Here is a 22,045-nt window from a genome sequence, read left to right as displayed (position 1 = left end):
CTATAGATACTGAATCGTAGCTACTTGTTTACCGCGGTAGGTAGTGCCCGTACGTTTTTCTTTTTTATTGTCCCGGGTCATAAATTTCACATTAACTGTACCGTCGTCTTCTCTATTGATCTTCATTTCTGCTTTCATACTCCATTGATCTGAACCATCACTCATCTCTACAGATTCATTAGCTTCTGTAATGAACTCAACACCATTAGGAAGGTTCATTGAAAAATCTCCAAATGTTGTCTCTTCATTCCTTACCAAAAAAGGTTCAGCAATTTGGTTATTGGATATTTGACTTCCACTTACCACTTCAACTTTAACCTGCATCGTTGCACTGGCAAAATTTTGTGCGATAACATCCGCAGCAGAAAACGTGATGGCCGCCAGTACAAGTATTAGTATTTTTATTGTCTTTCTCATGATTGACTCACTAAAGCATCTTGTCTCTACAGAAATATATTAGAATAAATTAATATTAAGAAATTCTAATTTTTACGTGGTAAATACACTGCCTCATAAATCGAAGTCAATAACTCAGAAATGCTGATTTTTACATTTATTAGACTTTTTCTGTTCTAATAAAACTTCCGGATCAACTGCAGAGATGGGCTTAGTGCTGATCCTATCAGTGTGAAAGAGGAATAAAAAAAGCCGGCTGAAGTAACTCAACCGGCTTCTAAAAGGAAAGAATGCTCTATTATAATCAGAGCATCATAGCCAATGGATTCTCAATCATTGTTCTCAATGTATTCAGAAATTGTGCGGCTTTGGCTCCGTCTACAATTCTGTGATCACTGGACAATGTAACTTTCATTCGTTTGCCCGGTACCACTTCACCGCCTTTAACAACAGGTACGTCTCTAATGGCACCTACGGCAAGAATACACGCGTTGGGCGGATTGATAATTGCCGTAAACTCTTCTATGCCAAACATCCCCAGGTTACTGATGGTAAATGTGCTTCCTTCCATCTGTTCAGGCTGCAGTTTACGATCTCGTGCCAAACCGGCAAGTTCTCTGGTTTCAGCTGATATTTGTTGTAAAGTTTTCTTGTCGGTATGATTCAGAACAGGAGTCATCAGTCCTTCATCAATGGCAACCGCAACCGCTACATTTACATCACCATGCTTGCGTATGACATCTCCCAACCAGGATGAGTTAATTTCGGGATGCTTTCTGAGAGCCATCGCAGAAGCCTTTACAACTATATCGTTAAAGCTGATCTTCACTTCACTAATCTCATTGAGTGCCGCTCGGGCTTTAATTGCTTTCTCCATATCGATGTCAATCGTCTCATAAAAGTGAGGATTATTAAATTTACTCTCACTCAATCGACGCGCAATTACCTTTCTCATCTGCGAGATCTTAATCTCTTCATCCTCTTCTGAGGCAAACGATGGAACCTGAACAGAGCTATCTTTCTTCGCTTCTGAAGGTTTATAATCCTCTATATCCCGTTTAATAATACGACCATCAGGACCTGAACCCTCAACATCAGTAAGGCTAATACCTTTATCCTCAGCCATTTTTCTGGCAAGCGGGGACGCCTTTATTCTGCCGTCGTCGCTGGTTTTTTCAGAGGATTCTTCTTTTTTACCCTTACCGGACTCAACATCATCCAGAATAGGATCAAATTCTTTTTTATCAGACTTGTCAGATGATTTTTTCTCTGATGATTTCTCTTCGCTTTCACTATCTGATGAAGAAGCACCACCGTTGGCATTATTTGCCTCCTCCAGTAAATCACTGATGTCTTCACCCTCCTCACCAACAATAGCCATGATACCTCCTAACGGAACAGCATCTCCCTCGCCTACGAGAATTTTGAGAACTGTGCCCGGATCAAAAGCTTCAACTTCCATTGTAGCCTTATCCGTTTCTACCTCAGCTATTACATCACCTGCTTCAATTTTGTCCCCTTCGCTGATGTTCCACTTAGCAATAACACCTTCTTCCATGGTGTCGCTTAACTTCGGCATCTCAATTTTTATAGCCATAATCCTGTTTCTTAATCCTGTTTGTAAATTGTTTTCGTCATTCGGTATTTATGAAGAGATCAACTCTTCAATTCGCTTGCATCACCTATTTTCTGTAAGTCACTGCATTAACAGCATCAATTATTTCTTTAGCATCCGGCAACCAAAGATCAAAAAGTGGTTTTGAAAATGGAGCGTTAACGTCCGGCAATGTTACTCTTCGAACGGGTGCATCCAGGTAGTCAAATGCTTCACGCTGGATCAGGAAACCCACCTCCGATGCCAATCCGCCAAACGGGTGAGATTCATCAACAACGATACATCTGTTGGTTTTTTTAACAGACTCCACAATTAACTCAATATCTAACGGCTTAATTGTGCGAGGATCTATAATCTCTGCTTCTACACCATCTTTGGCAAGCTGCGTTGCTGCTTGTTTAGCAATATGGTACATCTTTCCGGTGGCAACAATCGTCACATCGTCCCCTTCCCGTTTAATTTTACCTTTCCCGATCGGAATAATATAATCCTCTTCATCAGATACCTCACCCTTCAAGCCGTACATCTGTTCCGACTCCATAAAAAGGACGGCGTCATCATTTCGAATTGCAGATTTTAGCAATCCCTTCGCATCGTCAGGTTCGGATGGGTAAATCACTGAAAGCCCCGGGAACTGAGCATACATCGAGTCGTAAGCAACGGAGTGCGTCGCTCCAAGCTGACCTGCAGAGGCGTTGGGACCCCGAAAAACGATCGGTGTATTCAACTGGCCACCCAACATATATCTCGCTTTGGAGGCGTGATTAATAATTTGATCAGCTGCCAGCACTGCAAAGTTGAATGTCATAAACTCCACGATGGGGCGTAAACCGTTCATTGCCGCACCCACACCTATTCCGGCAAACCCAAGCTCTGAAATTGGAGTATCGATCACCCTTTTAAAGCCATACTTATCAAGTAAGCCTTCCGACACTTTATAAGCACCGTTATATTCGGCAACTTCTTCACCCATCAGAAAGACTCGTTCGTCGCGAGCCATTTCCTCGTCCATCGCATCGCGAATTGCTTCTCTAAATTGTAATTCAGCCATTTTTATAAATCGTTGTCTTTAAAATTATTTTTTGAGTCGATTACTTTCTGTCATGAAAGTGAGGAGTATCCGCAAACATATCCTCATAGAGCGCTTCATCTTTCGGGAAATCGGAATTGTCAGCAAACTCAATTGCTTCCAGTATATCATCCTCAATACGTTGTTCGATCTCTTCAATTTCTTTTTTCTTCGCTACTTTTTCGTCAATCAAATAGGTTTTCATTCTTTCTACCGGATCGATCTCCTGATACTTCTTGAGCTCCTCTTTGGTTCTGTATTTCTGAGGATCTGACATGGAATGACCACGGTAGCGATAAGTCCGGATTTCAACAAACCAAGGCTTACTGTCTTTACGAACTTCATCAGCGATATTCTTCATATTCTCATACACCGTAAGTGCATCCATACCATTAAATACCGCACTCTTCATGCCATATCCTTTGGCACGTTCATGAATTTCATTAACCGTATGCCGACGAGCCGCAGTACCCATGGAATATCCATTGTTTTCCACAATATAGATGCATGGCAAATTCCAGAGCTGACTCATATTAAGGGTCTCGTGAAGTGCACCCTGATCAACTGCACCGTCCCCGAAGAAGGTTGCTGTTACTCGATCGTTCTCCTGGTACTTGTTGGCAAAAGCAATCCCCCCACCAATTGGGATATGGCCGCCAACTATACCGTAACCTCCCCAAAAATGTTCTTCAACATTTGCAAAGTGCATGGATCCGCCTTTTCCTTTGGAGCATCCTGTGGCTTTACCGAATAATTCGGCCATTCCAGACTTGGCAGAAACCCCTCGCAAGAGTCCCCAGCCATGATCACGATAAGCGGTAATGATATCGTCATCATCATTTAATGCATGAACGGTTCCGGTTGATACAGCTTCCTGGCCAATATATAGGTGAAGAAATCCACCAAATTTTCCTTTTTGATACTGCTGCATGGCACGCTCTTCAAAACGTCGTTGCAAGAACATCTGCTCAAACATTTTGATTGCATCATCATCCGACAGACCTAAATCTTTATGCGATTTCTCTGTTGGATCAGGCAGATCTACTGATTTTTCAATTTGGCCATTATTGCCACTTTCAATCCCGATGGGAGTAAAAATAGCATCTGTTTCTTTTTTCTTCGCCATATTTACAGTTAATCGTTGTTCAATTTCTAATTTGTGTTAAATATACCCATTATTTGAGAAGTTTACAGATGCCTGAATCTTAAATCAGAGCTCCGATTGTATCAACTCCTCTGCTTTCTCAAATGCTTCTTCGATTTTTTCCGGAAACCGACCTCCGGCTGTTGCCAGATTAGGTTGTCCGCCGCCACCGCCGCCAACAATTCTTCCAAGTTGTGACACCATATTTCCGGCCTTCACTCCTTTTTGGATTAAATCATCGGTAACCGCCGCCATTATATAGACTTTCCCTTCTTCTGTATCTACAGAAGCCAATACAACTACTGTTTCGGATTTCATCTTTTCTAAAGCATCATAACCCAGCTGCTTTAGCGTATCCATATCGGCTCCGTCAACTTTTCCGGTATAGAGTTGAACACCGGAAACTTCTTTTCCGTTTTCAAGAATTTGATCTAATGAATCACCGGCCTGACTTTGCCGTAATTTTTCAAGCTCTTTCTCCAACTCTTTATTTTTCTCAATCAGATTCTGAATACCGGGGAGCACATCTTTTTGATTCCCCAACACTGTCTGAATCTGTTTTAAAAGCCTCTGCTCGTTTCTCAATTTTTGATCCGCAGCTTTTCCGGTAACAGCTTCCACCCTTCGGATTCCTGCAGCAGCAGATGTTTCACTTAAAAAACGGAAATACCCGATTCTGCCTGTTGCATCAACATGCGTTCCGCCACAGAGTTCAACAGAGTAGTTGGGGTCGAACGTAATGACCCGGACCTGCTCACCATACTTTTCACCGAACAACATCATTGCACCTTGATCACGAGCTTGATCAATCGGTACATTTCGCTCCTCGAGCAGAGGAATATTCTCCTGAATTTTCTCATTCACCTGCTGCTCAATCCGATCGAGCTCCTCCTGTTTCACCGATTCGAAATGTGAAAAGTCGAACCGAAGACGATCCGGAGCCACCAGTGATCCTTTCTGGGCTACATGATCTCCCAAAACATCTCTCAATGCCGAATGCATAATGTGAGTTGCAGAGTGATGTTTTTCAATTTCACGGCGACGCTCAATATCAATAGATGCAATCCACTCACCGGATGGATCTTCGGGCAGCTGATCAACATAATGCACATGACCCTTATCCGACTTCTGAACATCCAGAACCCTTAATTTCTCCGATCCCCTTTCAATAAAGCCGGTATCTGCAATCTGTCCGCCCGATTCTGCATAGAATGGTGTCTGCTGCAACAGGATCAACTTCTGATCATCCCGTTGAGCCGTTGCCAGTATTGAGGTATTTGTTTTGACGTCATCATAACCCACAAACTCAGATTCTGCATCTTTAATCACCGTCCATTCCAAATCACTTTTTTCCGAAGCTGTGAATTTTCCGGCAGCCCGTGCACGTTCCTTTTGCTCTTTCATTAACTCGGAAAAACGATCCGTATCGACTTCCACTCCTTTTTCCCGGGCCATCAACTCTGTCAGGTCAATAGGAAATCCGTAGGTATCATGGAGCTTAAAGGCATCATCACCTGATAGTTTTTTCTTTCCCTCAATCATAGAGTTAAACAGCTCAATTCCCTGACCCAGAGTATTAAGAAAGCTCTTCTCCTCAGCCAGGATCACATTTTGTATGTATTCAATCTGTCCGTCCAACTCCGGGAATACGTCAGCAAACTGATCCGCCAATACCGGAACCAGTTTGCTCATAAATGGCTTTTTAAAATCAAGTCGATCCCATCCATAGCGAATGGCCCTTCTCAAAATTCTGCGGATTACATACCCACGACCTTCATTGGACGGAGAAGCTCCATCCATGATAGAAAAACTCACCGCACGGATGTGATCTGCAATAACCCGCATGGCGATATCTGTCTCTTCATCATCTCCGTACGTTTTCCCGGCTAAATCAGCAATTTTTTGGATTATTGGCTGAAAAACATCTGTATCGTAGTTGGATGTTTTCCGCTGAAGCACAGCACAGATTCGCTCAAAACCCATCCCGGTATCTACATGCTGAGCCGGCAGTTTTACCAGTGAACCATCATTCTGCCTGTTAAACTGAATAAATACCAGGTTCCAGATCTCCATCACTCGGGGATCATCCATGTTTACAAGCTCTGCACCGGGCTTTTTCTTCCTCTCATCATCTGACCGAAGATCAACATGAACTTCAGAGCAGGGACCGCAAGGACCGGTTTCACCCATCTCCCAGAAATTATCTTTCTTATCAAACTTCAGAACATGATCAGGTGATATGGATGTCTTTTCTACCCATAGCCGTGCTGATTCATCATCGGCAGGAAGCCCGTCAGATTCATCACCTTCAAATACCGTTGCATACAATCGATCCGGGTCAAGTCCCCATTCATCTACCAACAGCTCCCATGCCCATTCTATAGCTTGTTCTTTAAAATAGTCGCCAAAAGACCAGTTTCCGAGCATTTCGAACAGTGTGTGATGGTAAGTGTCGTGCCCTACCTCTTCCAGATCGTTATGCTTCCCGCTCACACGAATACAGCGCTGAGTATCAGCTGCGCGCTTCCAAATTTTACCGTCGTCTTTAAGACCATCCTGTTCTCCCAAAAAGATAGGTTTAAACTGATTCATACCGGCATTGGTAAAAAGAAGGGACGGATCGTTTTTTGGAACAACAGGTGCACTATCAACAATAAGATGCTCCTTAGCCTTAAAAAATTCCAAAAACTCCCGACGAATCTGAGCAGCCGTTTTCAATGACATATATTCAATTAAACTTTAGTAAAAATGTTTTCCTTATAAGCTTTATAAAATAGCAATTTTTAAACATAACCTCATTTCAAAGTTTCAGATTCATGCGTATTACCTTTACACTTGCGTATATTGGACTATCATTTAATTGAATATGATCTTATGAAAACAATTTTAAATTACTTCTTAAGAGGATTGCTCTTCATTTTTCCACTCTATGCTACCGTCTTTGTAATCGTAGTGTTAGTGAACTGGCTCGACTCTGCCGTAAACCCTATTCTTTTTGGATGGCTTCCAATACATATTCCGGGATTGGGACTCTTCACTACCATTATTTTCATCGCATTGCTTGGATTCATAATATCTACAGCACTGACCCGGCCGATTGTAACCTATTTTGAATCGCTTTTATCCAAAATTCCTTTTATTAAGATCATATACACTGCATTTAAAGATTTTACTGAAGCATTTCTTGGAGATAAAAAGAAATTCAATAAACCTGTCATTGTAACCCTGACCGACGGTGTGGATCGAATAGGTTTCATCACAGAACGGGATCTGAGCATTCTAAATATTGAGAACAGAGTTGCAGTGTACTGTCCCCACTCCTATAACTTTTCAGGTAATCTTTTTTTAGTCGATCCAAACCGGGTTAAAATTCTAAAAATAGATCCGTCAGAAGCGATGAAGTTTGCTGTAAGTGCGGGTGTCACACAAATTGAAGCCATAAAGAGTTAAATAAAAATGAACCCATCCATAACTCCTACAGAAATAGCTGAATTTCGGGACTATTTCCCACACACGAAAACCGGACATACTTACTTAAATCATGCGGCGATCAGTCCAATTTCTGTTCAGGTAAAACAAGCGATAGAAAAATTTTTAGAAGACAGGCAAACCGGAAAAATTGACAATATTGAACTGGGAATGTCTATTGTCAGTGAAACCCGCGAGATCATATCAGATCACATCAATGCATCTTCTCCCGATCACATTACATTTATGAGTAATACCTCGGAAGGAATTACAGCTGTTGCTGAAGGTTTACAATGGAATGAGGGAGATGAGATTCTGTTAAATCGTATGGAGTTCCCAACCAATGTTCAGCCATTTCGCGCTTTGGAGCGTTTTGGAGTCACTGTTCAATACATCGAACCTGAAGATCATAAAGTTACCCCGGCTATGGTTGAATCGGCTATAACACCAAAAACGCGTCTTTTTTCAATCAGTGCAGTCCAGTATTTAACCGGTTTTAAATCTGACCTGGAAAAGATTGGGTCGATTTGTAAAAAGCATAACGTCATCTTCGTGGTTGATGCAATACAGTATCTTGGAGCAGGCAGTATAGACGTACAAAAGTGTAACATTGATGCTTTGGCCACCGGCGGACATAAATGGTTAATGAGTCCTATGGGAACCGGATTTCTTTATCTTTCAGAGAAGTTAAGTAATCAATTAAAACCCTATAAAACCGGTTGGCTATCTGTTGTAGAGCCGTGGGAGCTTTCCAACTTCGATCAGGAATGGTTGCCAGTATCCCAACATCTTGAGATCGGGACTCCCAACATGCTGGGATTAGTAGGGATGAATGCATCTTTAAAAACTCTGACAGAAATTGGCCCTGATAAAATCAACAGTTTAATTTTAAACCTTACGGGCTATTTAACCTCTCAATTATCAAATCGTAAAGATACTAATGTCATTAGTCCGCTTGACGAAAACAGTCGAGCAGGTATTGTAACTTTTTCCACTGACAAGGTACCGGACACAGAAATGTTTGTAGAATCCCTTAAAAAGGAAAATATTACCATATCATCCAGAGAGGGGAAACTGAGAATTGCACCCCACTACTATAACACGATAGAAGAGTTGGACACTGTACTGAATGCAATTTTTTAAAAAAAGTAAAGAAGTTGCCGGGGATGTAAAGAATATAATTGTCGATACGTTCAATAAAGCAGCTGATGATGAAATTATGGTACATGGTGCGGCAATCGCATTTTATACGATATTTTCAATCACACCATTATTTATTTTGGTAGTCTACCTGGGAGGCATTTTTCTGAGCGAAGAGCTTGTTACTGAACAAGCTTCAGAATATCTGGGAGATTATCTGGATGAAGAAGTATTGACAAACCTGACTGACTATATCTCATCCCGCCGTCAGGACCAAAGCGGATTGATTACTACAATTATCGCTACCGGTACTGTAATATTTGGAGCAACTACGGTTATCAGTCAGCTAAAATCAACCTTAAACAAAATCTGGAATGTGGCTGATGTTACCATTAATTCTGTCTGGAACTTTCTTCTCAACAGACTTCTTGCCTTCGGGATGATCATTGTGTTCAGTTTACTTCTTCTCACGTCCCTTGCAGCCGAATTGCTGCTTACGGTCTCTTCTACCTATTTAACTGATATTCTGCCTTTAGTCCCTTTAAATTTGTATGGAGTTATTGCTCAAGCCGTAACGGTGATTTTTGCAGTTATCTTTTTCACACTCATCTTTAAAATTCTGCCCGATGTGCATGCAAGATGGACGGACATTATGGTTGGAGCAAGTGTCACAACCATACTTTTTCTGATTGGCAAATTCCTGATAGGATATTTTTTCTTAGCCACAGGTATTGAAGCAACTTACAGGGCGGCGGGCTCTTTGGTAGTGTTTATTATCTGGGTTTACTATAACATTCAAACCATTCTCCTGGGTGCTGTTTTTACCCAAGTTTATACCGAAAAATATGGCGGAAAGATCAAACCATACAGATTCGTTTCCCTTAAAAAATATCACTCCAAGATATAAGTAAATTTCGCGTTATAAACTCCTTTTAACCTAACTGCACCACTGTTCCAATTTTCAAGATTGCTTTAAAAAATTGAAACAAACTCTTCTTTTATTAGTCCTATCAATAAAGATGGAAAAATGAGTTTTATCAGCATTTACTCTTTATTATTTTCATTGAAAATATTTGTGTTCGTTCTCAAGGCCTATTTATGATACAGAAAGCAATACGAAAAACTTCTGACGAAGATTTTTCATCGTTGTCTATTGAAGAGGAAATTATATCCAAGAAAAAGGAATATATCCCGGAATCGAAGTTTTCCGGACCTACTACTCATCTTTTTTTCCATGAACTGGAAAACAGGAGTTTAGATCAAGACTCCAGACTGAGTTTCCTAGTTGGTGTGTTTCTATACATTTTATTCATCGTAACCTTTCCATTAATCTGGGGTCTGCTGAGATTATCAGGAGTCAGACATACATTCACATCATATAGAGTAAATGGATTATATGGACAACCCTTTGAAGTTCAGCACTTCAATATTGGCATATATCAAGACCTCACAGTTGGAAATCCGGAACCGGCGCGCATACAAAAATTCCTCTTTAGGTCGGGTCTTTATAAACTACCCTTTTCAAAAAATCTACTTAAAGGACAGATGTGCCTGAAAGGTCCACAACCGCTGCAAAATAGTACAGCTCAAAAGTATGTCCGTAGGTATACAGACTTCTACAAACGGTATGCTGTTCAGCCCGGGTTTATTTCACCTGCAAACTATTTCATTGAGCCCGGACAAAGCATTTCTCCTGATAAAAATTTAAAAGCAGAATTGAAGTTTTTGATATCAAAACTCAAGTCTTGATTTTTGATCAGTATACTTCTTCAAATGTTCGATTCGAAGGTTTGATGAACATTTTGAAATCACCACGCGGTATCTCATTCAAATCTTCAGGTAGCTTTTTACGAATATCCAGATACTCCTCAAGACCGAGACGAATTAGCTCTTTATATATTCCGGTTTCCATCCCCTTCAATCCACAAATATAGATCAGTGTATTTTTCTTTTGAAGGATAGGAAGAAGCAGTTCCTCTTCATCCTCAATTTTAGTTTGAACATAATGCTTGGATCCATCCTTCCGGCGATTTTCCCTGGATATACTTTTCAGATAATAAAAATTACTGTGCTCTTGAGCCATCTTTTCGAAATAATCTGAATAGAGCAGATCTGTTCGATATGGGCAGCCAAAAATTAAAGCACAGTCGTTTTGGAAGTCTCCTTTTTCAAACAGCTCCATAATCATACCCCGGAAAGGTGCAATACCGGTTCCGGTAGCAAAAAACAGGTAGTTAAATTCTTTGGGGTTTTCCGGAAGCAAAAATCTTTTACCGCTGGGCCCGGTCATTTTCACTTTGTCGCCCGGCTGTAAATCGGCAAGATAATTGGAGGCAACACCCAGATATAGTTTATTGTCCAGCTCTTCAATAGTCCGTTTCACAGTGGTTGATATCAGGTGTGGTTTTCCATTTTCGCCACCGTTTGGTGATGAGACGGAGTAGAGTCTGAGTTTATGGTCCCGCCCTCTTTCGTTTTTTCCGGGAGGGATGATTCCGATAGACTGGCCTACTTTAACTCTGCCTACCAATTCAGTACCTGAAATATCAAATGTAATATGACGAACAAAGTTTGGACTGGACTCTTTGGTAATAACATAATTTTCAACAACGGGTACTTCAACCGGGTCCTTTGGACCATAAATATTCAGTTCAACTTCGGGTAGTTTTAACTCGGGCATGTAAATAGAAAATAGTTTTTATTACAGTTTGTGGTTCATTTCTGGGATATTAAACTAAAGTGGAAAGTGAATCATTTCATCAAAGAGTTCACCCTCCTCACCCATGTAATGAGAAGACATAAAAATCAGGGTATTGTTTGATTTTATCTCTTTTAGCATGTCCATTACAATAACACGGGTCTCTTTATCGAGGCCTCTTAAGGGCTCATCCATAATTAAAATCTTAGGTTGATGAATTAAAGCCGCTGCAATTTGGGTCTTTTTCTTCATCCCGGTCGAAAAAGTTCCAATCTGTTCATTTCTTGCATCTAAAGAAAGCTGATCGAAAATCTTCTCAATTTCTTGTTCTGAGGATTCATTCCAGCTATTTCTGTTTCTAAGAATCCATTCCAGCAGTTCAGATGCTGTTAAATGCGCAGGTAGTGTTTCTTCATCATGCACCAATCCCACATTTTTTAAGTACTGGTTTGGGTGCTCATGAATATTTACTTCATCAAAAAAGACCCCACCTTCGCTGGGAAACGAATTGACCGACAATATCCGTAAAAAAGTTGTTTTTCCTGACCCATTGGGACCTATAATACCGATCGCATCCCCCGGATTAAACTCTTTCGAAAAGTCCGAAAAGATCGGGTGTCCCGGTTTATATTGCTTGGTAAGATTTTTAATACTAATCATACTATTTGACACTTGTTTTGATTCTAACAGCCCCGACAGCTGCTGCAACGGCTGCTGAAAGTAAATAAATGATAATTATCACTACCTGATCCTGACCTCGGGGCACATCAAATAAAAACAGTTGCAAGTTCATGCTGATCAGCAGAGGCAGCAGCCACCTGATTTGCATCCAAAACCAGGTTATAAACCATTTTGCGGGAGATGAGACCCATCGCAAAAGCCAATGAGGTGAAAAATCTGTCTGCATTGTCATCAGAATAAACAGATGGTGTGAAACAGCAAATAATGCCCACACTCCGATCATAAAATTAATATCAGGTTTTTGATAGGCGATTAACCAGACCAAGATGTGTCCGGCTGCCACTGCTCGTCCGGCCGGTATCTTACGATCTATCTGCTGAAGAAATTGCCATACATTTGCCCTTAATTGAGCCGGAACCCACCACAATTGATCTACTTTCCGACGGGCCGTTATGGAGTCTTCTCCGGCATTTGCACCAAAAAATTCACTAAAAAAACTATTGGTGTGGTAATATTTTCTTTCAGGTTCACGATTGTTCAATCGGTATTGGGCTAAAGCAAAACTAAAAACGACAAGGGATAAAAGAAGTTCTGAAAATCCGCCAAATTGATTGCCAAGAACCGAGGAAATAATTACCAGCAGCATACCTCCGGTAGCGAGTACAACTGTATTGATGAGGCTGGGAATTGCCCCGGGATCCATCGGGTATTTAAAATAGTCAGCCATTTTTCGCCTCAGCTCTTTTCCTTTATTACTCTCCTGCCAAAACTGGGATTGAGGACCAACTTTCAGATAAAGAAAAAGTGCCGCAAAGTGCAGTCCTGTTGTAAATAGGATACCATATAAAGCATATACTCCTTTTGTGACTAAATCTGATGTCAGGGATACTGAGTCCACAAAAAGAATGACTGTAATAAAAAGGAAGAAATAAATGTAGAAGTATAGGGTTTTGCGGCTCAGATATGAGAGTAGCTTATTCCCGGATATATTTCCCATCTGAATTAATCTGGAATTCGAATCGGGAAATAGTAGATAGGGTGTTACAAATGAGATAAACCCGGCGATAGCCAGAATCAAGTAACGTAGTGTCACTACCCGTTCATTAACGGGTGCATCGTGCATCCAGCTTACTCCCATAGCAACCACAGTGGTTGAGAGAAACAGTTTTAATAAGAGCGGTTGATACTTTTTGAGTGCCAAAATAGTGTGATGATTCATCCTCCAAAACAGTTGGAGAATATAACGCACTTAATGCATAAATCGAACCATCAAATTATTGACTTCAAATCATCGAGCCGGAGAGGTTTAATCAAATAGGCATCATATCCTGTCTGTTCGGCTCTTTCTCTGTAGGCATTATCTGTATTGCCCGTTACATAGATTACCCTCGTTTTTTCCAGGCTGTCTAAAATTTGTTGAGTCGCTTCAATACCATCCATCTGACCGTTCAGACGAATGTCCATTAATATGACATCCGGTTTGTTCTCTTCCGCTGCTTTAACAGCTTCCTCCCCCGATGTAACACAAGCTACAACTTGAAAACCTAACTTTTTGACCATTCTTTCTGTGGTCAGAGATATTATAAGATCATCTTCTACAATGAGAACTCGCTTCAAAAGAACTCCTACTCCTTTAGCATTTACTTAAACACATGTTTACATGAATAAGAACAAAGAGTTCCCGTTTTGTTACAAAGTTTTTCTAACCTCCCCCATCGGTTGAACCAAAATCATTGCTTCTTATCATTTTATCGACCTTCAAAATTCTACCGTCAACCATATCAGCAATTACCGTCCATCCACCAAAAGGAACGTTCTGATCTTCAATCTCGAATTTCCAACCGGCCCTGAGTTCCAGTTTGTCGAGGTCTTCATTTTCAAATGCTATAACTGTTTTCTGATCAGGAAGTAACAACCGATCTGCCTCGATAGTATGCCGATACTCCTCTCCATCTTCATCCCATTCAATCGTTTGTCCATCCAGATTTTCGACGATTTCATCCGGAAGAACGTTCGCTCTTGCTGGTAAGTAGAGCTCAGAGTACCAATTTCCCCAAATTCGGTTCACCCCTTTTGCATCAACAATCACGGTGATGGTAGAATCATAAACTTTTAATCCATTAATCTCCTGTTCTTGAAAAATAAATTTCCACTCTAAAATACGGCTGTCTGTATCTGGCCCTTCACAGGTTATACAACCTCTCAGTGGCTCCATCTCCAGTAGTGATAGATCTTCAGTATCTGAAACACCGGTATACTCACTGTTCTTAACTACAGATTCTGCAGCGTGTAAAAGTAGTGTATCGGGTTCAGTCAATTCAATTCGAACCGGTTCTCGATTAGAACATGGACCGGATTCACCTTCGAACAGAACTGTACTATAACCGGTTAACCCATACTCGTTTAAAGTTGAACACATGTTATCGTTTGCAGACTGGAATTTTTCATTGAGGGAAACCAGTTCGTCCATTTCCAGCTTGTCGAGCTGAGTAGGGTAGATCGGTGCTTCTTCATCAAAGTTGAACACATCACAGCCGGCTGCAATGAAAAGAAGCAAATAGAGGATGGAGTGTTTTTTAACCATTGAAAATCCTTTTAACCTGTTGGATAATAGGCAAGCTCGGAAAATCATCCAACTTAGATTATTTAGAGTTTCTTGTCGGGAATCGGATGCAGTTTTTTTATTCACGTTTTGTATATTTAAAAAACGCTAAAAAAGCGGTTTCATACGCTAACCGAAAAATAAACCATCAAGCATGAAATTCTACGTTTGTATTAAGCAGGTACCCGATGTAAACGCTCCCTTACAGATAAAAGACGGCCAACTCATTCAAGATGCAGATCGTAATATTTTGAACGCTTATGACGCATCCGCAGTAGAAGAAGCATTAGTACTCGCTGAGAAACACAGCGGTGAAGTTGAAGTTGTTCTTGCCGGACCTGAAAAAGCCAAAGAGACTCTCCGAAAAGCACTGGCAATGGGTGCTGATAAAGGAACTCATATTGTGACGAATGGAGATGAAGATTTCGACTCCTATGCATACGCCAAAATCCTTTCGAAGTTCTTTTCTGATAAAGAGTATGACTTCATCTCCTGCGGTAAACAGAGTCAGGATACAGATGCCGGTTTAACAGGATCTATGCTGGCAGAGATGCTCAACCTCCCCTACGCAACCAATGCTGTTGGTTTGGAATTCAGTGACGGAAAAATGACCGTAAAGCGTCAGGGAGATTCGGGACAAGAGATGATTGAAGTTCCGGCACCCGGTTTGGTAACCTGTTCAAACGACATGAATGATCCGCGTATTCCGAGTCTGAAAGGTATCATGCAATCCAAAAGAAAACCGGTAGATACGATTGCTCTAAACGATTTGGGTGCAGAAATCTCATCCGATGATGTTCAAACAAAAGTTTTAGGATTTGAAGAAAAACCTGAGCGCGAGCCCGGTAAAAAGTATGAGGGAGAACCTGATGAAATTGCACGCCAGGTTGCCCAGCTGCTCGACTCCGAAGAAAATGTTATATAAACTTAAAAGAAATTGATTCATGAGTACTCTATTAACAGTCATCTCAGTTAACGACGGAAAAATTAAACGCTCCTCTCTTGAGGTTCTTTCACGGTGCAATGAGCTTGCATCAAACAACGGAATGAAATCTGCGGCTTTAGTGATTGACTCGAAAGCTTCTGAAATCGCAGAACAACTTAAAAATTACGGTCCGGACGAGATCTACACGATCGAAAATCCAATCTTTAAAAACCACCTGAATACTCCGGTTCTAAAAGCTCTCTCTACAGCAGTTTCTCAAATCAACCCAAAAGTGGTTGCTTTTCCTTCTACGGAGAGTTCAAAAGATGTACTTGGAGCCTTGGCAGCGAATCAACAAACAGCTGCTCTCAGTGACATGTCTGAATTTGATCTGACGGACAACGGTGTGAAGGGCAAACGTCCGGTAATGGCTTCAAAGATTATTTCTTCAGTAGAAGCATCGGGCTCACCGGTTATTATCTCTGTTCGATCCGGCTCTTATGATGTCGTTGAGAAAGAGAGCAACGCAAACATTGAAGCGATCGATTTCAATTTTAGTGATGAAGAGCTTCAAATAACTCTGAAAGAGATTATCAGCTCGTCGTCCGACAGAGTTGATCTTTCTGAAGCAGAAGTTGTAGTTGCTGCCGGTCGCGGCGTAAAAGATGAAGAAGGACGAAACCTGATTTCTGAACTCGCTTCTGTACTGAATGCCGGTATCGGAGCTTCAAGAGCGTTAACAGAAGCCGGAGATTATGACCCAAGTCTACAGATTGGTCAAACCGGAAAAGTGGTTTCCCCTCAACTCTATATTGGTGTGGCTATTTCCGGTGCAATTCAGCACGTTGCAGGTATGGCGAACAGTAAAGTCATTGTAGCCATCAACAAAGATCCGGATGCTCCTATCTTCGATATTGCAGATTACGGATTAGTTGGAGACCTTTACAAAATCCTGCCTCCATTCATCGAAGAACTGAAAAAAATCAAACAGAATTAGTATCAAGTCGCAAGTATCAGGTAGTAAATACCTGATACCTTATACTTAATACCAACTACTCAATTTCTATGGACGAAAAATTTGACTGTATCATCGTAGGAGCCGGTGTGGCCGGGCTTGCCGCTGCCATGACGCTCGCCAAAAACAACATGAAATTTCTTCTCATTGAAAAGGGAGAATTTCCGGGATCAAAGAATGTATCCGGTGGTGTGTTGTGGGGAAACGATTTGAATAAATTGGTTCCAAATTACTGGGAAGAAGACGATAGCGGATGGGATCGATTTATCAATCACCGCAGGCTCACCTTTATGGATGAACAGTCATCATTCTCAGTAGATTTTAAATCGTCCCATTTCAACGAACCTCCTTACACCGGTGTGGTTGTACTGCGATCCAAATTTGATAAATGGCTCGCCGGAAAAGTTGAGGAAGCTATTGCAGAGAGTGATTTCGCGATGGACTCTTTCGTGGCACCCAATATCCTTGTTGAGGAAGTACTTGAAGAAGATGGTAAAGTAGTAGGTATTCGAACCGGTGAAGATAAGTTTTATGCAGACTCTGTGATTTTGGCTGAGGGAGTTAACAATCTTCTCACACGGCAGGTCGGCCTCCAGGATAAATACGTCCCCGCCGACCACATGCTGACCGGTGTCAAGGAGATTATCCGGTTTGATCAGGATGTTCTTGAGAACCGTTTTCAGCTAAATGGAAAAAGCGGAATGAGTAATGAGTTTGTCGGGCACGCCACGAACGGTGTTGAAGGCGGTGGATTTCTCTACACCAATAAAGACACTGTCTCAATCGGATTGGTTTTGGGATTGAAAGATCTGCGTGAAAAAGAGCAAACACCTTACGATATCCTCAATCATTTTAAAAAACACCCTGCTGTTGCTGATATGATTCGTGGCGGTGAGGTTGTTGAATACTCTGCTCACGTTGTGTCATCCGGTGATAAGCGTGTGATGCCTGAAAAGCTTTACAAAGCCGGCCTGATGGTTTGCGGCGAAGCAGCCAATCTGCTAATGAATGCCGGCAAAGCGATCCAGGGAATGGATTACGCGATGCGATCCGGAATTTTGGCGGCCGAGGCCATCACAAAAGCAAAAGAGAAAGGCGACTTTGGAGAATCTGCAATGAAAGCCTATCAGGATACGTTGGAAGACAGCTATGTGATGAAAGACATCAATAATTTTCAGGATGCCGTACATCTGTTGCACGATCCATTTATGATAGACAAGATGCCAAACCTGCTCTGTGATTTCGGACGGAATTTCTTTAGCATTAAGAACGAGCCGACCAAGAAGGCAAGAAACATGTTCAGTGATTCCGTTAAAAAACACGCTTCGTACTGGGATCTCGTTAAGATTGGAGCAAAAGGAGCGAAAGCACTGTAGCTGTTTATTAGTTGACAATTTGCAGTTAGCAATTGGCAGTTTAATTATTACTTAATGCTTAAGGTTTTTATAAATAGAATAGTAGAAAAAAAATTGCCGACTGCAGACTCCCAACTGCCAACTTTTATTTTAATTATGTCGCACTTTTTCGATTTCACTCAGTTTTAATGAATATCAATTAACACAATTCAAATACACATGAAACTCCTGACTTTACCCGAACGACTTGGATTGGTTAGCTATCGTAACCAAGCTAAATCTGAAATCAAACCGCATATTAAGGTTGATACAGATATTTGCAATTCAACCTGCCCCCATCATTGCACTACCTATGTGTGCCCTGCAAACTGCTATACCAAGGATGAAAATGGTAAGGTCCATTTTCAGGTGGAAGACTGCATTGAGTGTGGAACCTGTATGTATGCCTGCGATCAGGGTGCGGTGAGTTGGGAATTTCCCGATCCGGAGATTGGCCGCGGTGTGACGTGGAATTTCGGTTGATACCCACAATAAATATTATCAGAACATAAAAAAAGCTCTCATCGAAAACGAGGAGAGCTTTTTTTTAAATATTACGACACTCAATCAAGTTTGATCTCGAGCCTGGTTCCTTCATTTACAATCTCTACATTTTTTTCAAATGTACCATGAGATTCAGAATTAATGGTCACATTTTGACTTCCTACACTTACTTCATACAGTGTAAATGTACCTTCTTCGGATGTGGTGGTTCTTAAGTCATCATCCACAAAATGTACCTCAGCATTTGCAACCCTCTCATAATCTTCAGTAACTACGACTCCGGCAACATTTGTAATTTCTTCTGATGATAAACTTCCCGGAGAAGAACATCCAACTCCTATAAATAGTAGAAGTGCAACCAGTATTGTTGATTTTTTCCTTAGCATAATTTTTGTGTACTCTTTATTTAACGTGTGTTCATCTATATAAAGGAAGATCAGATGATAATGTTCCAATTATTCCAAAAAACTATGAAAAGAGTTCAAATCGCCACATCTAAATGTAGTACAACTTCTTACGTTTAATATAAGCACTCGTCCTAATCCTATCTTTTTGCCAGCTAAAAATTTCAACTCATACAAATGAAAACAGGCAAAAAATCGTTACCTTTTGGAAGCGGTACCAAAAAATAAAACTATTTTGAAATGACATTAGACGTACTTGAAAAATCGACCTCACTATCCTTCGATCTGACAGAAGATCAATCAATGATTCGCGACACTGTTCGTGACTTTGCAAATCGCCACATTGCTCCCGGAGTAATTGAACGAGATACAAACAAAAAATTCCCTCACGACATTATAAAAATGCTGGCCGACCAGGGACTTTTGGGAATCTATCATGACGAGAAATACGGTGGCGCCGGATTTGACACGGTAAGTTTCTGCCTCGCTTTAGAAGAAATTGCCAGATGGGATGCATCACTGGCTCTTACAGTAGCTTCTCATACATCTCTGGGCAGCGGTCATATTGCCCTGGCAGGTAATGATGCCCAAAAGAAAAAGTACCTTACTCCTCTTGCTCAAGGCGAGAAACTTGGAGCGTGGTGCCTCACTGAGCCGGGATCGGGTAGTGACTCCTCCGATATGAAAACTATTGCTGTAAAAGAAGGAAACGAATGGGTCATCAACGGTGCGAAAACATTTATAACACAGGCAACCGTAGGTAACACCTATGTTGTTCTTGCCAAAACGGATTCTAATAAAGGAACCAAAGGTATAAGCGCATTTATTGTTGAACGTGAGATGGAAGGTGTAAAACCCGGTGAGCCGATGCATAAGTTAGGCATGAACTCCTCAGATACAGCCGAGGTCATCCTTGAAAACGTCAGAGTACCTGAAGAGAATCTCCTCGGTGAATTGGGAAGAGGCTTTATCGACACGATGAAAGTACTCGATGGCGGCCGTATCGGAATCGGAGCTCTATCCGTTGGAATTGCACGCGGTGCACTCGAAGAGTCTATGAAATACGCCAAGCAGCGTAAGCAATTTGGACACTCCATCGGTGATTTCCAGGCTATAGAGCACAAAATGGTAAACATGGCTGTAGAAATTGATGCAGCAAGACTATTAGTACATAGAGCTGCCTGGCTGAAAGATCAGGGACGACCATATACTAAAGAGGCATCCATGGCAAAACTGTTTGCATCTGAATTGTCTGAACGAGCCGCGCTGGATGCCATTCAGATTCACGGCGGTTACGGTTACACCAAAGAGTATCACGTTGAACGTTTTTTGAGAGATTCCAAACTGATGACTATTGGCGAGGGAACATCAGAAATCCAACGTCTGATTCTGGCTCGTGAAATTAAAAATGAGTTAGGGTATAACAGTTAAACCCACATTTTAGAGTTTATGATTAAAGTCGCAACTCGAAAGGGATGCGACTTTTTTCTTACCCTGATGTTTCCGTTCAATTTCAGATAATTTATTGCATAAAATAATCAGAATGGATGAATTGACTATCTGAATTCATTACATTGAATAAAATATAGTTCGAAAATTTTTAGCTCTTAATCATCTACCAACATGGGAAATTCACAATTTAATATTGACGACGCATATCTCTTCGAATCTGAGTTGAATGAAGATGACAAAATGATCATGGAGACTGCCCGCGAGTATGCCCAAACCAAACTGGAACCGCGTGCACTAAAAGGAAATCAGGAAGAAATTTTTGATATGGATATCGCCAAAGAAATGGGCGATCTTGGGCTTCTTGGAGCAACTACTGATCCCAAATATGGCGGAGTCGGTGCCAGCCAGACGGCTTATGGACTCGTAGCTCGTGAAGTTGAACGCGTCGATTCCGGTTACCGATCTTTTATGTCTGTTCAATCTTCCCTGGTGATGTATCCCATCTCCCAATTTGGAACCGAAGAGCAGAAAGAGCGTTTCCTGCCAAGACTTGCTTCCGGTGAAATCATCGGATGTTTTGGATTGACCGAACCGGATCACGGTTCAGATCCCGGGTCGATGGTTACAACAGCTGTTAAAACAGACGGCGGATGGATTCTGAACGGAGCCAAAATGTGGATTACCAACTCCCCCATTTCGGATGTGGGAATTGTTTGGGCAAAAGCCAAAGAGCATAAAGATGACAAACCGGTCATTCGCGGATTTATTGTTGAAAAAGGCATGGACGGATACTCCTGCCCTGCCACCAAACATAAGATGAGCCTTCGGGCATCCTCAACCGGAGAGATGGTTTTTGAAGATGTGTTTGTACCGGATGAAAACGTATTCCCTGATATTCGTGGGCTAAAAGGTCCATTTATGTGTTTGAACAGTGCCCGTTATGGTATTGCCTGGGGAGCCGTTGGTGCTGCGGAGTTTTGCTATCAAAAAGCACGGCAGTATGTGCTCGATCGAAAGCAGTTCGGTCAGCCAATTGGAGCAAATCAGCTTCCACAAACAAAACTGGCAAACATGCTGACGGAGATCACTTCAATGCAGCTGCTAGCACTTCGTCTCGGAAAACTGAAGGATGAAGGCCGCGATCATCATGCTATGACATCACTGGCGAAACGAAACAATGTAGGCAAAGCGCTCGATATTGCCCGTGTAGCTCGTGATATGCACGGAGGGAATGGAATTACCGGTGAATACCGTGTAATCCATCACATGGTGAACCTCGAGTCTGTGAACACCTACGAAGGTACCTATGATATCCACGGACTGATTCTGGGTAGAGAAATTACAGGAATTCAGTCGTTTACTCCGAAAGGAAACGATTGATTCACCGCAAAGGCGCAGAGTACGCTGAGATAGTGTCGGGTCCGTTAGCCGAAGAGCATGACAGACATTTCACCTGACAGCGTCCACGCTTTTTCTCGTGGTCCTGTCAGCGTGATTCTAAGACCTTGAACTTTTAAAAAACGCTGTCAGGTACCGAA

Annotated in this window: 21 protein-coding genes; 10 read left to right on the top strand and 11 right to left on the bottom strand. The window is 41.6% G+C overall.

What is annotated here, in order from left to right; genetic code table 11:
• The 5 genes from CWD77_RS01555 to alaS form a co-directional block, all read right to left on the bottom strand.
• Positions 1-417 (bottom strand): hypothetical protein, encoded by a 417-nt coding sequence (locus CWD77_RS01555; protein WP_101071471.1) that lies wholly within the window; start codon positions 415-417, stop codon positions 1-3.
• 283 nt (positions 418-700) lie between these two features.
• Positions 701-1,993, bottom strand: a complete 1,293-nt coding sequence (locus tag CWD77_RS01550) for a pyruvate dehydrogenase complex dihydrolipoamide acetyltransferase (RefSeq protein WP_101071470.1) — start codon at positions 1,991-1,993, stop codon at positions 701-703.
• A gap of 85 nt (positions 1,994-2,078) precedes the next feature.
• Positions 2,079-3,062: a pyruvate dehydrogenase complex E1 component subunit beta gene (locus tag CWD77_RS01545; protein ID WP_101071469.1), complete on the bottom strand. Its 984-nt coding sequence runs from the start codon at positions 3,060-3,062 to the stop codon at positions 2,079-2,081.
• Positions 3,063-3,102: 40 nt separating this feature from the next.
• The gene (gene pdhA, locus CWD77_RS01540; protein WP_101071468.1) at positions 3,103-4,206 is read right to left on the bottom strand and encodes a pyruvate dehydrogenase (acetyl-transferring) E1 component subunit alpha; all 1,104 of its coding nucleotides are present in this window, start codon (positions 4,204-4,206) and stop codon (positions 3,103-3,105) included.
• 84 nt (positions 4,207-4,290) lie between these two features.
• On the bottom strand, positions 4,291-6,948 hold the full coding sequence (alaS, locus tag CWD77_RS01535; protein ID WP_101071467.1) for an alanine--tRNA ligase: 2,658 nt from the start codon (positions 6,946-6,948) through the stop codon (positions 4,291-4,293).
• Positions 6,949-7,098: 150 nt separating this feature from the next.
• Between alaS and CWD77_RS01530 the strand changes: the two genes are divergently transcribed.
• From CWD77_RS01530 to CWD77_RS01515, 4 genes are all read left to right on the top strand, one after another.
• Complete coding sequence (locus CWD77_RS01530) at positions 7,099-7,674, top strand: DUF502 domain-containing protein (protein WP_101072906.1); 576 nt, start codon at positions 7,099-7,101, stop codon at positions 7,672-7,674.
• Between the two features lie 6 nt (positions 7,675-7,680).
• Entirely contained in the window at positions 7,681-8,835 is a 1,155-nt protein-coding gene (locus CWD77_RS01525) for an aminotransferase class V-fold PLP-dependent enzyme (protein WP_101071466.1), read from the top strand.
• A complete protein-coding gene (locus tag CWD77_RS01520; RefSeq protein WP_101071465.1) occupies positions 8,822-9,739 on the top strand; it encodes a YihY/virulence factor BrkB family protein in 918 nt (305 codons plus the stop codon). The genes CWD77_RS01525 and CWD77_RS01520 overlap by 14 nt, the downstream gene beginning before the upstream one ends.
• A gap of 191 nt (positions 9,740-9,930) precedes the next feature.
• Positions 9,931-10,581 (top strand): sugar transferase, encoded by a 651-nt coding sequence (locus CWD77_RS01515; protein WP_101071464.1) that lies wholly within the window; start codon positions 9,931-9,933, stop codon positions 10,579-10,581.
• Between the two features lie 7 nt (positions 10,582-10,588).
• On the opposite strand, the gene CWD77_RS01510 is transcribed toward CWD77_RS01515, so the two are convergent.
• The 5 genes from CWD77_RS01510 to CWD77_RS01490 form a co-directional block, all read right to left on the bottom strand.
• Entirely contained in the window at positions 10,589-11,512 is a 924-nt protein-coding gene (locus CWD77_RS01510; protein ID WP_101071463.1) for a ferredoxin reductase domain-containing protein, read from the bottom strand.
• 54 nt (positions 11,513-11,566) lie between these two features.
• Positions 11,567-12,190 (bottom strand): ATP-binding cassette domain-containing protein, encoded by a 624-nt coding sequence (locus CWD77_RS01505; RefSeq protein ID WP_101071462.1) that lies wholly within the window; start codon positions 12,188-12,190, stop codon positions 11,567-11,569.
• 1 nt (position 12,191) lies between these two features.
• Positions 12,192-13,430: a hypothetical protein gene (locus CWD77_RS01500; RefSeq protein WP_101071461.1), complete on the bottom strand. Its 1,239-nt coding sequence runs from the start codon at positions 13,428-13,430 to the stop codon at positions 12,192-12,194.
• A 50-nt stretch (positions 13,431-13,480) separates the two neighbouring features.
• The gene (locus tag CWD77_RS01495; RefSeq protein WP_101071460.1) at positions 13,481-13,828 is read right to left on the bottom strand and encodes a response regulator; all 348 of its coding nucleotides are present in this window, start codon (positions 13,826-13,828) and stop codon (positions 13,481-13,483) included.
• An 85-nt stretch (positions 13,829-13,913) separates the two neighbouring features.
• Positions 13,914-14,795 (bottom strand): hypothetical protein, encoded by an 882-nt coding sequence (locus CWD77_RS01490; protein WP_133120145.1) that lies wholly within the window; start codon positions 14,793-14,795, stop codon positions 13,914-13,916.
• 172 nt (positions 14,796-14,967) lie between these two features.
• On the opposite strand from CWD77_RS01490, the gene CWD77_RS01485 reads away from it, so the two are divergent.
• The 4 genes from CWD77_RS01485 to CWD77_RS01470 all read left to right on the top strand — a co-directional run bounded on the left by CWD77_RS01485 (position 14,968) and on the right by CWD77_RS01470 (position 18,630).
• The gene (locus CWD77_RS01485) at positions 14,968-15,738 is read left to right on the top strand and encodes an electron transfer flavoprotein subunit beta/FixA family protein (protein WP_101071458.1); all 771 of its coding nucleotides are present in this window, start codon (positions 14,968-14,970) and stop codon (positions 15,736-15,738) included.
• A 19-nt stretch (positions 15,739-15,757) separates the two neighbouring features.
• Entirely contained in the window at positions 15,758-16,735 is a 978-nt protein-coding gene (locus CWD77_RS01480; RefSeq protein WP_101071457.1) for an electron transfer flavoprotein subunit alpha/FixB family protein, read from the top strand.
• Between the two features lie 68 nt (positions 16,736-16,803).
• Entirely contained in the window at positions 16,804-18,129 is a 1,326-nt protein-coding gene (locus tag CWD77_RS01475) for an FAD-dependent oxidoreductase (protein WP_101071456.1), read from the top strand.
• 198 nt (positions 18,130-18,327) lie between these two features.
• A complete protein-coding gene (locus tag CWD77_RS01470; RefSeq protein WP_206017924.1) occupies positions 18,328-18,630 on the top strand; it encodes a ferredoxin family protein in 303 nt (100 codons plus the stop codon).
• Positions 18,631-18,710: 80 nt separating this feature from the next.
• On the opposite strand, the gene CWD77_RS01465 is transcribed toward CWD77_RS01470, so the two are convergent.
• Positions 18,711-19,037: a carboxypeptidase-like regulatory domain-containing protein gene (locus CWD77_RS01465; protein ID WP_133120144.1), complete on the bottom strand. Its 327-nt coding sequence runs from the start codon at positions 19,035-19,037 to the stop codon at positions 18,711-18,713.
• Between the two features lie 258 nt (positions 19,038-19,295).
• On the opposite strand from CWD77_RS01465, the gene CWD77_RS01460 reads away from it, so the two are divergent.
• Positions 19,296-20,486, top strand: coding sequence for an acyl-CoA dehydrogenase family protein (locus tag CWD77_RS01460; protein ID WP_101071454.1), 1,191 nt, complete (start codon positions 19,296-19,298; stop codon positions 20,484-20,486).
• A gap of 192 nt (positions 20,487-20,678) precedes the next feature.
• A complete protein-coding gene (locus CWD77_RS01455; protein ID WP_101071453.1) occupies positions 20,679-21,887 on the top strand; it encodes an acyl-CoA dehydrogenase in 1,209 nt (402 codons plus the stop codon).
• The last annotated feature ends 158 nt before the right edge of the window (positions 21,888-22,045 follow it).

It is taken from the genome of Rhodohalobacter barkolensis (assembly GCF_002834295.1).
In the GTDB taxonomy this organism is placed as follows: Bacteria; Bacteroidota; Rhodothermia; order Balneolales; family Balneolaceae; genus Rhodohalobacter; species Rhodohalobacter barkolensis.
This window is presented reverse-complemented; position numbering and strand designations above follow the sequence as displayed.